General features: G+C 74.9%; 11 protein-coding genes and 1 pseudogene. 5 read left to right on the top strand and 7 right to left on the bottom strand.

Annotation, left to right across the window (positions count from 1 at the left end; all coding sequences use genetic code 11):
- The 3 genes from cbiQ (at nt 1) to ABT232_RS26675 (ending at nt 2,442) form a co-directional block, all read left to right on the top strand.
- Complete coding sequence (cbiQ, locus tag ABT232_RS26685; protein WP_351844286.1) at nt 1-750, top strand: cobalt ECF transporter T component CbiQ; 750 nt, start codon at nt 1-3, stop codon at nt 748-750.
- The gene (locus ABT232_RS26680) at nt 747-1,589 is read left to right on the top strand and encodes an energy-coupling factor ABC transporter ATP-binding protein (RefSeq protein ID WP_351844284.1); all 843 of its coding nucleotides are present in this window, start codon (nt 747-749) and stop codon (nt 1,587-1,589) included. The genes cbiQ and ABT232_RS26680 overlap by 4 nt, the downstream gene beginning before the upstream one ends.
- A gap of 82 nt (nt 1,590-1,671) precedes the next feature.
- A complete protein-coding gene (locus ABT232_RS26675) occupies nt 1,672-2,442 on the top strand; it encodes an SDR family NAD(P)-dependent oxidoreductase (protein WP_351844282.1) in 771 nt (256 codons plus the stop codon).
- Nucleotides 2,443-2,503: 61 nt separating this feature from the next.
- Here the strand turns inward: ABT232_RS26675 and ABT232_RS26670 are convergent, their stop codons facing one another.
- The 7 genes from ABT232_RS26670 to ABT232_RS26640 form a co-directional block, all read right to left on the bottom strand.
- A complete protein-coding gene (locus tag ABT232_RS26670) occupies nt 2,504-4,402 on the bottom strand; it encodes an ATP-binding cassette domain-containing protein (protein ID WP_450871768.1) in 1,899 nt (632 codons plus the stop codon).
- Nucleotides 4,403-4,615: 213 nt separating this feature from the next.
- On the bottom strand, nt 4,616-5,293 hold the full coding sequence (locus ABT232_RS26665) for an ABC transporter ATP-binding protein (RefSeq protein ID WP_351844280.1): 678 nt from the start codon (nt 5,291-5,293) through the stop codon (nt 4,616-4,618).
- The gene (locus ABT232_RS26660) at nt 5,286-6,203 is read right to left on the bottom strand and encodes an ABC transporter ATP-binding protein (RefSeq protein WP_351844382.1); all 918 of its coding nucleotides are present in this window, start codon (nt 6,201-6,203) and stop codon (nt 5,286-5,288) included. The genes ABT232_RS26665 and ABT232_RS26660 overlap by 8 nt, the downstream gene beginning before the upstream one ends.
- Before the next feature lie 104 nt (nt 6,204-6,307).
- Complete coding sequence (locus tag ABT232_RS26655; RefSeq protein WP_351844278.1) at nt 6,308-7,219, bottom strand: ABC transporter permease; 912 nt, start codon at nt 7,217-7,219, stop codon at nt 6,308-6,310.
- The gene (locus ABT232_RS26650) at nt 7,209-8,177 is read right to left on the bottom strand and encodes an ABC transporter permease (protein WP_351844380.1); all 969 of its coding nucleotides are present in this window, start codon (nt 8,175-8,177) and stop codon (nt 7,209-7,211) included. The genes ABT232_RS26655 and ABT232_RS26650 overlap by 11 nt, the downstream gene beginning before the upstream one ends.
- 20 nt (nt 8,178-8,197) lie before the next feature.
- Nucleotides 8,198-9,796 carry an ABC transporter substrate-binding protein gene (locus ABT232_RS26645; protein WP_351844276.1) on the bottom strand — a complete coding sequence of 533 codons (1,599 nt, stop codon included), beginning with the start codon at nt 9,794-9,796 and terminating at the stop codon, nt 8,198-8,200.
- A gap of 57 nt (nt 9,797-9,853) precedes the next feature.
- Nucleotides 9,854-11,053 carry a hypothetical protein gene (locus ABT232_RS26640; RefSeq protein WP_351844274.1) on the bottom strand — a complete coding sequence of 400 codons (1,200 nt, stop codon included), beginning with the start codon at nt 11,051-11,053 and terminating at the stop codon, nt 9,854-9,856.
- An 89-nt stretch (nt 11,054-11,142) separates the two neighbouring features.
- On the opposite strand from ABT232_RS26640, the gene ABT232_RS26635 reads away from it, so the two are divergent.
- Complete coding sequence (locus ABT232_RS26635; protein ID WP_351844272.1) at nt 11,143-12,120, top strand: ABC transporter substrate-binding protein; 978 nt, start codon at nt 11,143-11,145, stop codon at nt 12,118-12,120.
- Between the two features lie 131 nt (nt 12,121-12,251).
- Nucleotides 12,252-13,268 (top strand): annotated as a pseudogene (locus ABT232_RS26630) (FecCD family ABC transporter permease); the annotation flags it as partial.
- Nucleotides 13,269-13,335 lie beyond the last annotated feature (67 nt).

Raw genomic sequence — 13,335 nt, 5'->3', positions numbered from 1 at the left:
ATGCTGCCGATCGACGCGGCGGCGCACGGCAGCCGCTGGCGCCGCCGCCACCCCGTGGACAAGGCCGTGCTCGGGCTGGGGCTGACCGTGCTCGCGATCTCGCTGCCGCCCTGGCCCGGCGCCGCGCTGGTGCTGCTCGCGGCGCTCACCGTGCTGCTGGGCCCGGCCGGTGTGCCCTGGCGCCGGCTGTGGCGGGCCTACCGGGTGCCGCTCGGGTTCTGTGTGACCGGCGCGGCCACCCTGCTCGTCCAGGTGGGCGGACCCGGCGGGTTCCTCGCCCTGGCCGACGGCGGCCCGGTGCGGGCCGGTGAGCTGCTGCTGCGCACCTCGGCGGCCTCGCTCGGGGTGCTGCTGTTCGCCTTCACCACACCGATGTCGGACCTGCTGCCCCGGCTGGTGCGGGCCGGGGTGCCCGCACCGGTCGTCGACGTCGCCCTGGTGACGTACCGGATGAGTTTCCTGCTGCTGGACTCGATGCGGCTGGTCCGGGACGCGCAGGCGGCCCGTCTCGGGCACACCACGCGGGCCGCGACCTGGCGTTCGCTGGCCGGGCTCGGCGCCACCGCGTTCGTCCGGGCCTTCGACCGGGCGACCCGGCTCCAGGCCGGGCTCGCCGGACGCGGCTACGACGGCACCCTGCGCGTCCTGGTCCCGCAGGCCCGCGTCTCCGTCCGCTTCACGGCCGCGAGCTGCGCCCTGCTGGCAGCGGTGGCCGCGCTCACCTTCGTACTGGAAAGGCCGCTGACATGAGCGAGGCCCCTGCCCTGGTCGCCCTGCGGGGCGCGTCGTTCGCGTACGAGGACGGCCCGGCCGTGCTCAGCGGCCTGGACTTCGAGATCCGCGAGGGGCGGGCGCTGGCGCTGCTGGGCCGCAACGGCAGCGGCAAGACCACGCTGATGCGCCTGCTCAGCGGCGGACTGCGCCCGCGCGAGGGCCGGCTGACGGTCGAGGGCCACCCGGTCTCCTACGACCGCAAGGGGCTGACCCGGCTGCGGACCACCGTCCAGCTCGTCGTGCAGGACCCGGACGACCAGCTGTTCGCCGCGTCCGTCGCGCAGGACGTGTCGTTCGGGCCGCTGAACCTCGGCCTGCCCGACCCGGAGGTGCGGGCGCGTGTCGAGGAGGCGCTGTCGGCGCTGGACATCGCCGCGCTGGCCGACCGCCCCACCCACCTGCTGTCGTACGGCCAGCGCAAGCGGACCGCGATCGCTGGCGCCGTCGCGATGCGGCCACGGGTGCTGATCCTCGACGAGCCGACGGCCGGACTCGACCCGGACGGCCAGGAGCGGCTGCTGGCCACCCTCGGTGAACTGCGTGGCAGCGGTACGACGGTGGTGATGGCCACCCACGACGTGGATCTCGCGCTGCGCTGGGCCGATGACGCGGCCCTGCTCACCCCGGCCGGCGTGCGCACCGGCCCGGCGCCCGAACTGCTCGCCCGGACCGACCTGCTGCGCGAGGCCGCCCTGCGCCTTCCCTGGGGCGTGGCCGCGGCCCGCCTGCTGCACACCCAGGGCCTGCTGCCGGACCCGTCCGCTGGGCCGCGCACCGCCGAGGCCCTGGCGGCGCTCGTTCCGGCCGCCGAGTGACACGGCGCCGCCCGGGCGGTGGCCGGCGGTCCGGGGGCGGGTAGCGTGCGGGCGGGGGCTTCGACGAGAGAGGTGACACCGTATGACGACGCCGGCCGCCACGGGACGGCGGGTTCTGGTGACCGGGGCCGCGCGAGGGCTCGGTCGCGCGGTGGCGCGCGCCTTCGCGGCCAACGGCGACCGCGTCGCCGTGCACTACGGCTCCCGGGCCGACGAGGCCCGTGACACCCTCGCCTCGCTCGACGGCACCGGTCACGCGCTGACCGGCGGCGACCTCGCCGACCCGGCGGGTGCGGCGGCGGTGGCGGACGCGGCGGCGGACGCCCTCGGCGGGATCGACGTGCTGGTGAACAACGCCGCGGTGAACCTGCGTCACCCGCTGCCGGAGACCCCGTACGAGGAGTGGGTCGAGCTGTGGCAGCGGCACGTGGCGGTGAACCTGCTCGGGACGGCGCACCTGAGTCATCTGGCGGCGCGCCGCATGATCGACCAGGGCGGCGGCGGACGGATCGTCAACGTCGGCTCCCGCGGCGCCTTCCGGGGCGAGCCGGACCATCCGGCCTACGGCGCGACCAAGGCGGCGGTGCACGCGCTCGGCCAGTCGCTGGCGGTGTCGCTGGCCCCGTACGGCATCGGTGTCGCCTCCGTCGCCCCCGGGTTCTTCGAGACCGAGCGGGTCGCCCCGCGCCTCGACGGCCCCGAGGGCGACGCCATCCGCGCCCAGAGCCCCTTCGGCCGGGTCGCCACCGCCGAGGAGGTCGCCGCGGCGGTGCTGTGGCTGGCCTCACCGGAGGCCGAGTGGGCCTCCGGCAGTGTCCTCGACCTCAACGGCGCCTCGTACCTGCGGACCTGAGCGGCGGGCCGGGGCGGGCGTGAGGGGCCCCGGGCCGGCCGGTCCGCGGATCAGCGGGCGGTCACCGGTCCTTGGCGAGGGCCACCAGCTCGGCGAAGAGGCCGCCCGCGTGCACGAGGTCGTCGTAGGTTCCCTGTTCGACGATCCGGCCGGCGCGCAGGACGATGATCCGGTCGGCGAGCCGGGTGTTCTCCAGCTGGTGGGTGACGACGACGGTCATCCGGTGCGCGGCGATGCGTTTGACCTCCAGGAAGATGCGGTGTTCGCCGCGCGGGTCCATCTGCGAGGTGGGTTCGTCGAGGATGAGCAGCGGGGTGCGGCGGTACAGGGCGCGGGCGCACACCAGGCGCTGCCACTGCCCTCCGGACAGCTCGGCGCCGCCGAAGAGTTCCCGGGCGAGCAGGGTGTCGAGCTGCCGGGGCAGCTTCTCGACCGTCTCACGCATGCCGACGGCCTCGACGGCGTCCCACACCGGTGCGTCGTCGTAGGTCCTGGGCTGGCCGAGGGTGACGTTCTCCCGTGCCCGCAGCGGCCAGCAGGCGAAGTTCTGCGGGACCAGCGCGGTCCGGGCCCAGACGGAGTCCGGGCGGGCGCGGGCCAGGTCGACGCCGTCCCACAGCACGCGGCCCTTGTCGGGGAGGAGGATGCCGGTGAGCAGCTTGGTGAGGGTGGACTTGCCGGAGCCGTTCTCGCCGACGACGGCCACGATCTCGCCGCGGCGCAGGGTCAGGGAGACACGGTCGACGGCGGGTTCGTCCTTGCCGGGGTACTGGTGGACGACCTCTTCGAGGCGGATCTCGTGCACGGTCTCGGGGATGGTCGCCTCGCCTCGCCTGGGCGCGAGTTCCGCGGCCCGGTCGAGGAAGGAGCGCATGTCGGCGAGGTAGAGCGAGGTGTGGAAGAGGGCAGCGCCGTGCTGGACGAGCTGGGAGAGCGCGGCCAGGGTGGTCTGCACGGCGACGACCGCGGTGGCGGCCACCGGCAGGGCGACCCGGCCGGTGTCGGCGAGCCAGGCGAGGGTGCCCCAGGTGACGAGCAGGAACAGCCCGCCGAGCGCGGAGGTCGTGAGGGCGATGCGGAGCATGCGCGGCGCGGCGGTGAGGGTGCGCCGGTCGATGCGCTCGGACAGCGCGCGGTACCAGTAGACGAGGTAGCCGGTCATGCCGTTGGCGCGGACCTCGTCGCCGTGCCGTGCGTAGGTGGCCCAGAAGCGCATCATGCCGCGGACGTTGCGGTCGCCGACGTTGGCGTAGTGCGTCGCGTAGTCGACGCGGGCGGTCAGCACCGCGCCCAGGCCGGCGGGGAGCACGGCGAGCAGCAGCAGCGGCAGCATCAGCCAGTGCAGGGCGCCGATGACGGCGGCCGCGGCGGCCATGCGGATGAGGGAGGCCAGGAAGCGCTGGGCGTCCCGGACCATGTAGGTGGTGCGGGTCACGCCGACCTCGGCGGCCTCCTGCCGGTCGGCGAAGCCGGCCTCGCCGTAGGCGGCGGCCTCGACCCGGCAGACGGCGGAGACCAGGGCGACGTCGGCCTCGGTGGTCAGGCGGGGGGTGATCCGGCCGTCGGCGTAGGAGGCGAGGGCGCTGCCGGTGCGGCCGGCCGCGGCGGCGGCCGTGACGACCAGCAGGGCCGGCAGGGCGGCGTGCAGGCGGGCGGAGACGGTGCCGGTGCCGAGGAGGTGGGTCATGGCCTCGGCGGTGAAGGCGAGCAGGACGGCGGCGGCGACGCCGGTGAGCAGCTGGCAGCCGAGCAGCAGGACGACGGCGGGCCGGTCGGCGGCCCAGGCCATGCGCGCGGCCTGGCCGAGTACGGACGGCAGCCGTCCGCACATCTTGCGGAAGCTCGCTTCCTCCAGGGGGTTCTTGCCGATCTTCCCCTCGTAGCCGATGGTGGCGGGCGGGGGCGGGGGTGGTGTGTCGGAGTGGTCCGGGCTGTCTGACGAGGCGTCGGTCAGCGTCACCTGCGTCCCTCCTCGGGCTCGGCGCCGCACCTGGGTGGTCCGGCGGTGCCCGGCTCAACGAGACGGCCGGTGAATCGAACGCGCTCGATTCCGGACGACGCGCGGGCCCGGAATCCGGGGGCCGCGCGGTCGGGGTCGTGGTGGCGTACGGCCTCCCGGTGGGCGGCCGGTGGCCGAAACGCCGGTGCTCGGTGAGGGTGTGACCAGTGGGTTTCAGGATTGCGGCGCACCGGCCCGCGGGCCGTCGGCCTCCCACTGGACCGTGCGGTCGCACCAGCGCCGCAGCAGGGTGCGGTCGTGGCCGACGGCCAGGACGCCCGCGCCGGTGCCGCCCCGGTACTCCTCCACCACGGCGACCAGGGCGGCGGTGGTGGAGGCGTCGAGCATCGCGGTCATCTCGTCGCACACCAGCCAGCGCGGGCGCAGCACCAGAGCCCTGGCCAGGCAGGCGCGTTGCAGCTGGCCGTCGCTGACCTCGTGCGGCCGTCTGCCCAGCAGGTCGGTGGTGAGGCCGACGGTGGACGCGAGTTCGGCGACGCGTTCGGGGATCCGCGCGCGAGCGCCGGTGGCGCGCAGCGGTTCGGCGATCAGGTCGCGCAGTGTCAGCCGGGGGTCGGCGGAGAGCCTGACCTGCTGGAAGACCACGCCGACGGAGGTGCGCAGCTCACGCGGGGCGCGGTGGCGCCAGCGGCGTACGGGCTCGCCGTCGAGCACGACGGTTCCGGCGTCGGGGCGGTGCAGGAGAGCGGCGACCCGGGCGAGGGTGGACTTGCCGCAGCCGCTGGGGCCGAGCAGTCCGACGGCCTCGCCGGGTGCGACGGTCAGGGAGACGTCGCGGAACACGGGGGCGTTCCTGGCGTAGCCGGCGGTGATGGAGCGCAGTTCAAGCACGGGTGTCCTCCGGCACGTACGGGTGGTGGCAGGCGGTCGTGCCGGTCGTCGGGGGCGGTGCGGCGCAGGTGGCGTCGGCGCGGGGGCAGCGGGCGGCGAAGGCGCAGCCGGCGGGGAGGGCGCCGAGTTCGGGGGGCTGTCCGGGGACGGCGGTGAAGGCCCGGTCGGGGAGGGCGTCGAGCAGGCCGCGGCTGTAGGGGTGGCGCGGGCCGGGTGTCCCGAAGAAGGCGCGGGCGTCGGCCAGTTCGACGATGCGGCCCGCGTACATCACGGCGACGCGGTCGGCGATGCGCTCGGCGGCGGCCAGGTCGTGGGTGATCATCAGCAGGGCCCGGCCGGTGCCGTCGGCGTCGACGTGGCGCCGCAGTTCGTCGACGGTGCGGTCGACGAGGTCGCGGTCGAGGCCGGTGGTCGGTTCGTCGGCGAGCAGCAGCGGGGCGTCGCCGACCAGGGCGAGGGCGGTGGCGGCGCGCTGGGCGAGTCCGCCGGAGAGCTGGTGCGGGTACCGGTCGAGGTGGTCGGCGGGGAACGCGGCGCGTTCCGCGGCGGCCGCCGCGGCCGAGCGCACGGCGGCCCGGCCGCGGGCCGCTGTCAGCGCGGCGACCGTCTCCTCCAGTTGGGAGCGGATGGTGCGGACCGGTGTGAGGTGGGCGGCAGGGCTCTGCGGGACGAGGCCGATACGGCGGCCGCGCACGGTGCGGGCGAGGGTCCGCTCGTCGGCGGCGAGCAGGTCGAGGTCGCCGAGGACGGCCCGCCCGGCGGTCTGGGCGTTGCCGGGGAGCAGGCCGAGGAGGGCGGAGGCGAGGACGGACTTGCCGCAGCCGCTCTCGCCGATCAGGGCCAGGCACTCGCCGGCCGCCACGTCGAAGTGGGCGCCGGTGACGGCGGCGACCCGGCGTCCGCCGGGCATCAGGAACCGCACCGACAGGTCACGCACCGACAGGACGGGCGGGCGCCCGGCCGCGGCCCCGCCCTCCCGCACGGCGCCACGCCGGTTCGAGGTCTTGCCCGTGTTCACAGCATCAGCTCCGATCGGCGGCGGGGGTTGATCCGCTCCCGCCAGGCGCCGGCGAGCCCGGCGATGGCGAGGGTGGGCAGGATGATGAACAGGCCGGGGAACAGGGTCGGCCACCACTGTCCGGCGAGCAGGGAGCCGCGGGCGCCCTGGACGAGAGTGCCGAGGCTCGCGGTGTGGGTGGGCAGTCCGAGCCCGAGGAAGGACAGCGCGGACTCGTGCCACATGGCGTGCGGCACCATCAGCACGGCGGCGAGCGCGGCCTGCGGCAGCACGCCGGGCAGCAGATGCCGTACGGTCACCCGCCACCGGGTGGCTCCCCCGCTGACGGCGGCGTCGACGAACGGGCGCGAGCGCAGGGAGAGCACCTCGGCGCGCACGATCCGCGCGGTCGACAGCCAGTGGGTGAGGGCGACCGAGACGACCACCGGCCAGACGCCGGGCCGGAACATGGCGACGACGAAGATGCCGAGCAGCAGGTGCGGGACGGACGAGACGGTGTCGACGACCCGCATGACGGCCCGGTCGGCCCAGCCGCCCAGCGCTCCGGCGGCGGCGCCCACGGCGGTGCCGATGACGGTCGCGGTCAGGGCGGCCGCGAGGCCCACGAGCAGCGAGACGCGCAGCCCGTAGACGCAGCGCAGCAGCAGGTCGCGGCCGACGTCGTCGGTGCCGAAGGGATGCTCGGGGGACGGTGGCAGCAGTTTGTCGGCCAGCTCGACGGCCTGCTGGTCGAGCTGGACCAGCGGCGGCACGAGCAGCACCGCGAGGACGGTCACGGCGAGCACGACGGCGGACACCCGCACCCGCAGGGCGCGGGTGGCGCGGCGCCGGCCGCCGTACGACCGCCAGGCGGGCTCGGCCGCCGACGGGGACTCGGCTTCGGCGGGCGCCGGTGCGTCACATGTCACTGAGCTTCACCCTCGGGTCGAACAGTCCGTAGAGCAGATCGGCGGCCAGGTTGCCGACGAGGACGGCGGCGGTGGCCAGCGTGGTCAGGGCGGCCAGCAGCGGGAAGTCGACGGCCGTGGCCGCCTGGACGGTGGCCGCCGCGATGCCCGGCCAGCTGAAGACGCTCTCCACCAGCAGGGCGCCGGTGATGAGTTCGGGCACGCGGGAGCCGATCAGGGTGAGCACCGGCAGCAGTCCGGAGCGCAGGGCGTGTCCGAGCAGCACGGTGCGTTCGCCGAGGCCGCGGGCGCGGGCGCCGCGCACCGGGTCCTCGGCGAGGGCGTCGCCGACGCCTTGGCGGACGTAGAGCGTGAACCAGGGGAGCTGGGAGACGGCGAGGACCCCGGCGGGCAGCACCAGGTGGCTCGTGACCTGCCCGAAGGTGACCTGTTCGCTGGCGGCGTCGGTGAGACCGCCAGCGGGGAGCAGGTCCCACTGGAGGGCGAACAGCCAGACGGCGAGCAGCGCGATCCAGAAGACCGGGGCGGCCTCCAGGACGTAGGCGAGCGAGGTGACGGCCCGGTCCAGGAGGGAGCCGGGGCGGCGGGCGGCGAGCACGCCGAGGACCGTGCCGAGCAGCACGGCGACGGCGAACGCGACCGCGCACAGCAGCGCGGACCACACCAGGCGTTCGCCGATGACCTGGTTCACCGGCTGCCGCAGCACGCTGGAGTGGCCGAGGTCGCCGGTGAGCGCGGAGGTCAGCCAGTCCCACCAGCGGGCCGGGAACGGCTCGTCGACGCCGAGGTTGTCGCGCAGCCGGTCCAGGGTCTCCTGGTCGGCGCCGAGCGCGGCGGTGCCGGCGTAGGCCTTGACGGGGTCGAACGGGGAGGCGGCGGCGATGGCGAACACGCCGAAGGTGACGACGAGGAGGACGGGCCCCGCGAACAGGGCCCGTCGTCCGGCCAGGCGTGCCATCGCTCCCCAGGGGGGTGTGGTCATCGCTTGGGCTGCCAGTCCTCGATGTTCCACCAGGGGCCGCTGGCGAAGCCGTGCTCGTGCGGCTCCAGCTGGGTGGTCAGGCCGTCCCAGCGGTCGGCGAGGACGTACAGGTGGTCGATGTGGGTGAGGAAGGTGTAGCCGGGGTCCTTCACCAGGGCGCGCTGGACCTTCTCGTAGGCGGCCTCGCGTTCGGCGGGGACCCGGGTGCGGCGGGCGGTGTCGAGGGCCTCGTCGACGTCCTTGTCGCGGTAGCGGGCCATGTTGTTGAAGCCGTCGCCGGCGAGGGAGGAGTGCAGCAGGGTGTAGAGGCCGAAGTCGGGGTCGCCGACGCTGCCGAAGCCCGCGAGGACCGCGTCCTCGCCCATGCGCGGCTCGATGACCTCCCAGGTGGCGCTCTCCACCGCGATGTCGATGCCGGCCTTCTTGGCGTCGGAGGCGTAGGCGAGCGCGTGGTCCTGGCGGACCTTGTCGCCGGACGGGTAGAGCAGGGTGAACGCGGCGCGGCGGCCGTCCTTGGCGCGGATGCCGTCGCCGCCGGCCTTCCAGCCCGCCTCGTCGAGGATCCTCCTCGTCCTGCCGAGGTCCCGGGTGCGCTGGATGTCCTGGGCGAAGGCGGGGTCGTCGGCGGGCAGCGGCCCGTACGCCGGGCGGCCCGCGCCGTCGAGGATCTTGTCGACCATGGCCTCGCGGTCCACGGCGGCGTCGAGAGCCTGCCGGATCGCGCGGTCGCCGGTGACGGGGTGCTCGGTGGGCAGGGTCACGGCACGGAAGTCGTAGGACTTCGCCTCGTAGGTGCGCCTGCCCCGCTCGCCCTCGAAGGTGGCGGCGAGGTTCGGCGGCAGGACGGCGCCGTCGAGGTCGCCAGAGCGCAGGCGGGTGGCACGGACGTCGTCGTCGGCGATGATCGCCATGGTGAACGACCTCACCTTCGGCGCGGGGCCCCAGTAGTGCGGGTTGGCCTCGAAGGTGAGCTTCTCGCCCTTGCTCCACCGGGTCAGGACGTACGGTCCCGTGCCGACCGGCTCGGTGTTGAAGGTCCCGGTGTTCGGGTCCTGCTTCCCGGCGATGTGCTCGGGGACGATGGGCAGGACCGTGCGGGCGGCGAACGGCGCGTACGGGTACTTCAGGGTGAAGACGACCGTGTCGTCGCCGCTCGCCCGGACGCTCTTGACGGCGGCCAGTTCGCTCTTGGCGGTGTTGTTGGTCTTCGTGTCCAGGAGCGTCTCGTACGTGTAGACCACGTCGTCGGCGGTGAGCGGCTCGCCGTCGCTGAACTTCACGCCGTCGCGCAGGGTGTACGTGTACGTGCGGCCGCCGTCGCCGACCTTCGGGAGGGCGGCCGCCAGGGCGGGCCTCAGCCTCAGTTCGCCGTCGCGGGCGAGCAGCCCGTCGAAGATCTTGGAGTTGCCGTCCTTGCCGTAGCCGAGGAGCGGGCTGAGGGTGTCCGGTTCGGAGGCCACCCCGATCACCACGCTGTCGCCGGATCCGCCGTCGCCGTCGCCGCCGCCGTCGCCGTTGCCGGGCGCCGAACAGGCGGCGGCTCCGAGGGCCATGGCCGCTGCGAGGGCGGCACCTCGTATCCGACGGGTCGTCATGGACCTCACACCCTTGTTGCCAGTGTCACGCTGTTGCATATCGCTGGCAATTAAATCCTATCGGCCGACGGGGTCGCCCTCGGCACCGTCCGTACGGCCGCGCAGCATCAGGTGACCGCCGTGCCGCAAGGGGGTGCCCGGCCTCAACCGGGCGGTCTCGGCGCCGGTTCGGGCGTCGAAGAGGTGGATCTCGCCGTGGCCGCCGCGGGTGACGGCGACCAGGTCCGCGGCCGGTGAGGCGGCCACCGCCCGGCGCTCGACGCCCTCCCAGGGGGTGCCGCCGCGACGGGGGGCGCCGGCCATGGCGGGGAGGGGGACGCGGCGCACGGTTCCGTCGGCGGCGGCCAGCAGGACCAGTTCGTCGCCGTCCGGGTGGATCCGGGTGAACGCGGTGTGGGCGCGGGCGAGGGCGAGCCGGAACACCAGTCCCGGACCGAGGTCCGTCAGCGTCGTACGGCCCGTCGCGAGGTCGTGGCGCCAGGCCTGGTTCGTCCACTCCGGCCAGCGCAGCGGGTCCGCGGGGCCGCCGCGCAGGGTCGACCACAGGGTCCGGCGCCGGGGGTCGAGCCGCAGGTACCAGCCTCGGGCGGGCGCGCCCCACGGGATCACCGGCTCCGGTACGAGCGTGTCGCCGGCGCGGCGGGCCCGCTGCACGCCCTCCCCGGTGGCCGCGAACACGGTCCGGGTCTCCGGGTCCTGGGCGTCACCGTGGCCGTCGTCCGGCAGGGACAGGTGGCCGTGGGGCACGACCTGCGGGCAGCCGGGCGGCGCGTCGAGCAGGTCGGCGAACCGGTGGACGGCGAGTGCGCCGGGTTCGCGGTGGCGCAGCACGACGAGGGGGGCGCCGCCGCCGAGCACCGTCACGCCGGGCTCGCCGGGCCGGGTGCGGACGCGGACCGCGTCCCCGGTGGCGAGGTCGACGGCCGTCAGCAGGTCCGACCACGGTTCGGCGTTCGGGCCCAGGCCGGTCGTCACGGCCACAAAGCGGCCCGAGGGGTCGACGGCGAGGTGTTCGGCCGGTACGGCGACCGGGATCGCGGCGGCTATCGGCTCGTCGCCGAACGGGTCGAGGACCAGCAGCTCGCCCCGGCGGTCGTCGACACACGCCGCCCGCCCGCCGGGCAGCGCCAGGAAGCCCGCGTGCTCGGAGAGATGACGGCCGGTCAGCCGGTGCGTCACGACACCGTCCGGCACGGTCAGCGCATGGAGGGTTCCTCCGATGTGGTCGGAGACGAGCAGCAGCGGACCGGCGTTCATCGAGGCCTCCGTGGACGAGGGGTTATATGAAAACGATTATCATGTATTTTCGATGCGTTCCGGCTCCATGAGAAGAAGCGAGGGCATCGATGCTGCGCTCACCGTCGAGATTCGTCCGCGGCTGGATCACCGCGGCGATAGCGGGATCCCTGCTGGTGGGCTGCGGCTCGTCCGGCGAACCCCGGGCCGAGGAGACCACCGCGGCCCGCACCACGACCGACGTGACGGTCGAACCCATCAAGGCGACACGGGAGTTGACCGACACCGGCGGGGTGCGGATCTCCCTGAAGGAGGAACCGAGGCGTATCGTCTGCCTCTTCGCGCTCTGCGACGACATCCTCACCGAACTGGGCCTCGTGCCCACCGCCACGAACAGCGCGCTCCTCGCCCACCCCGCCTTCCTCGGTCCGAAGAAGGCGAAGGAGGTCGACGTCATCCCCGGCGGCTTCATCGCCCCCGAGGTGGAGGCGATCCTCGCGCACAAGCCCGACCTCGTCATCGGCCTCGAGGACACCCACGGCAAGCTCGCCCCGGCCCTGGAGGGCGCCACCACGTTCTGGCCGATGCAGCCGGAGACCTGGGAGGACAGCGTCGGCTACCTGCGCGACGCCGCCGCGCTCACCGGCCGCACCGCCGAGGGCGAGCGGGCCGAGAAGACCTTCCGCACCAAGCTGGCCGCCGCCGAGCGGAGCAGGAGCGAGCGGACCGCGCTGATCATCTTCGGCAGCGACGAGAACTTCGGCGTCGCCACTCCCGAAGGGGACGTGGCCGCCAGCCTCTTCCCGAAGATCGCGGACTATCCGTGGAAGTCCCGCGGCGCGGACGGCAGTTACAGCCTGGAGGAGATCCTGGCCGCCGACGTCGACGTGCTGTTCGTGGAGACCATCGCCTTCGGCGACACCGATGGCACCCTGTCGGACAAGCTCGCCGAGAACCCGCTGTGGGGGAAGATCCCGGCAGTGCGCGACGGCGACGTCCACGAGGTGAACGCCGAGGTGTGGGCCAAGGGGCGCGGCACCCGCTCGCTGGGCATCGTCCTCGACGAGGCCACGGCCACACTGCGGTGAGCGCGTCCACCGCGACCGGGGACACGGCGGCCGGGGACGCGGCGACGGGAGAAGGGGCGACGGGGGAATCGGCGACGGGGGAATCGGACGCCCGATCGCGGCGCGCGGGGCCACGGCTCCGGCTGGGGCTGATGCTGCGGCTGTGTCTGCGTCTGCGGCTGCGGCCCGGGCTCCCGCTGCTGCTGACGCTGCTGGCCGTCGTGTCCGTCTGCGCGCTGTGCCTGGGCACGCCGTACGTCCCGCCGCACCGGCTGCCGGACGCGCTGCGGGACGGTGACGCCGGCCTCGCCGGGATCGTCGTCACCGAACTCCGCGTGCCGCGGCTGCTGCTGGCGCTGGTCGCCGGCGCCTGCCTCGGGGCCGCGGGGCTCGTGCTCCAGGAGGCCCTGCGCAACCAACTGGCCGTGCCCGAGATGCTGGGCGTGTCGTCCGGGGCCGCGCTCGGGGTCGCCGCGCCGCTGGTGCTGGCGGTGTCCGTGCCGGCCGCCGTACAGCCCTTCATGGCCATCGGCGGAGCCGCGCTGGGCGGCGGACTCACGCTGCTCGCCGCCGGGTTGGGGCGTGGTCCGGCCGCCGTCCTGCTGACCGGGGCGGCGGTCGCCGCCGCGCTCCAGGCGGCGCTGCTGGTGCTGATGGTGATGGCCGACCAGCTCGACCTCCAGCTGATCTACCGCTACCTGCTCGGCTCGTTGTCCGCCCGCACCTGGGACGACCTCACCGGGCTGTGGCCCTGGACGCTGGTCGCGGTGCCCGCGCTGGTGCTGTGCGCTCCGGTGCTGTCGGTGCTGCGGCTGGGCGACGAGGACGCCGAGGCGCTGGGTGTGCGCGCCCGGCGGGCACGGCTGGCCGCGCTCGCCATCGCGGTGGTGCTGATCGCCCCCGTCACGGCGGTGTGCGGTCCCGTGGCGTGGGTCGGCTTCCTCGCCCCGCAGTTGGCGCGACGGCTCGACCCGGCCGGCGACGCGGTGCGGTGGCTGCCCTGGTCGGCGGCGTGGGGCGCCGCCGTCGTCGCCGTCGCGGACCTCCCGGCCCGCCTCGCCCTCGCCCCCGTCGAGACGCCGGCCGGCGCCTGGACGGCGCTGCTCGGCGTCCCGGCGGGGGTGGTCCTGCTGCGGACGGGCCGGCCGAGACCACCGGGCACCGGACCGTCGGCGGCCCGGACGAAGCGGGACACCCGTGCGCACGGGGCGGACGGTGAAGACGCCCTGGGTGCGA

Source organism: Streptomyces sp. NPDC001532 (assembly GCF_040298625.1).
Lineage (GTDB): Bacteria > Actinomycetota > Actinomycetes > Streptomycetales > Streptomycetaceae > Streptomyces.
Note: the sequence above shows the minus strand (reverse complement) of the source record. Positions and strands in the feature narration are given on the sequence as shown.

Coding starts and splice junctions, on each gene's coding strand:
- ABT232_RS26650 (WP_351844380.1), bottom strand. CDS start 8,177: ATGGCACGCCTGGCCGGACGACGGGCCCTGTTCGCGGGGCCCGTCCTC.
- ABT232_RS26640 (WP_351844274.1), bottom strand. CDS start 11,053: ATGAACGCCGGTCCGCTGCTGCTCGTCTCCGACCACATCGGAGGAACC.
- ABT232_RS26660 (WP_351844382.1), bottom strand. CDS start 6,203: ATGCCCGGCGGACGCCGGGTCGCCGCCGTCACCGGCGCCCACTTCGAC.
- ABT232_RS26645 (WP_351844276.1), bottom strand. CDS start 9,796: ATGACGACCCGTCGGATACGAGGTGCCGCCCTCGCAGCGGCCATGGCC.
- cbiQ (WP_351844286.1), top strand. CDS start 1: ATGCTGCCGATCGACGCGGCGGCGCACGGCAGCCGCTGGCGCCGCCGC.
- ABT232_RS26675 (WP_351844282.1), top strand. CDS start 1,672: ATGACGACGCCGGCCGCCACGGGACGGCGGGTTCTGGTGACCGGGGCC.
- ABT232_RS26635 (WP_351844272.1), top strand. CDS start 11,143: ATGCTGCGCTCACCGTCGAGATTCGTCCGCGGCTGGATCACCGCGGCG.
- ABT232_RS26680 (WP_351844284.1), top strand. CDS start 747: ATGAGCGAGGCCCCTGCCCTGGTCGCCCTGCGGGGCGCGTCGTTCGCG.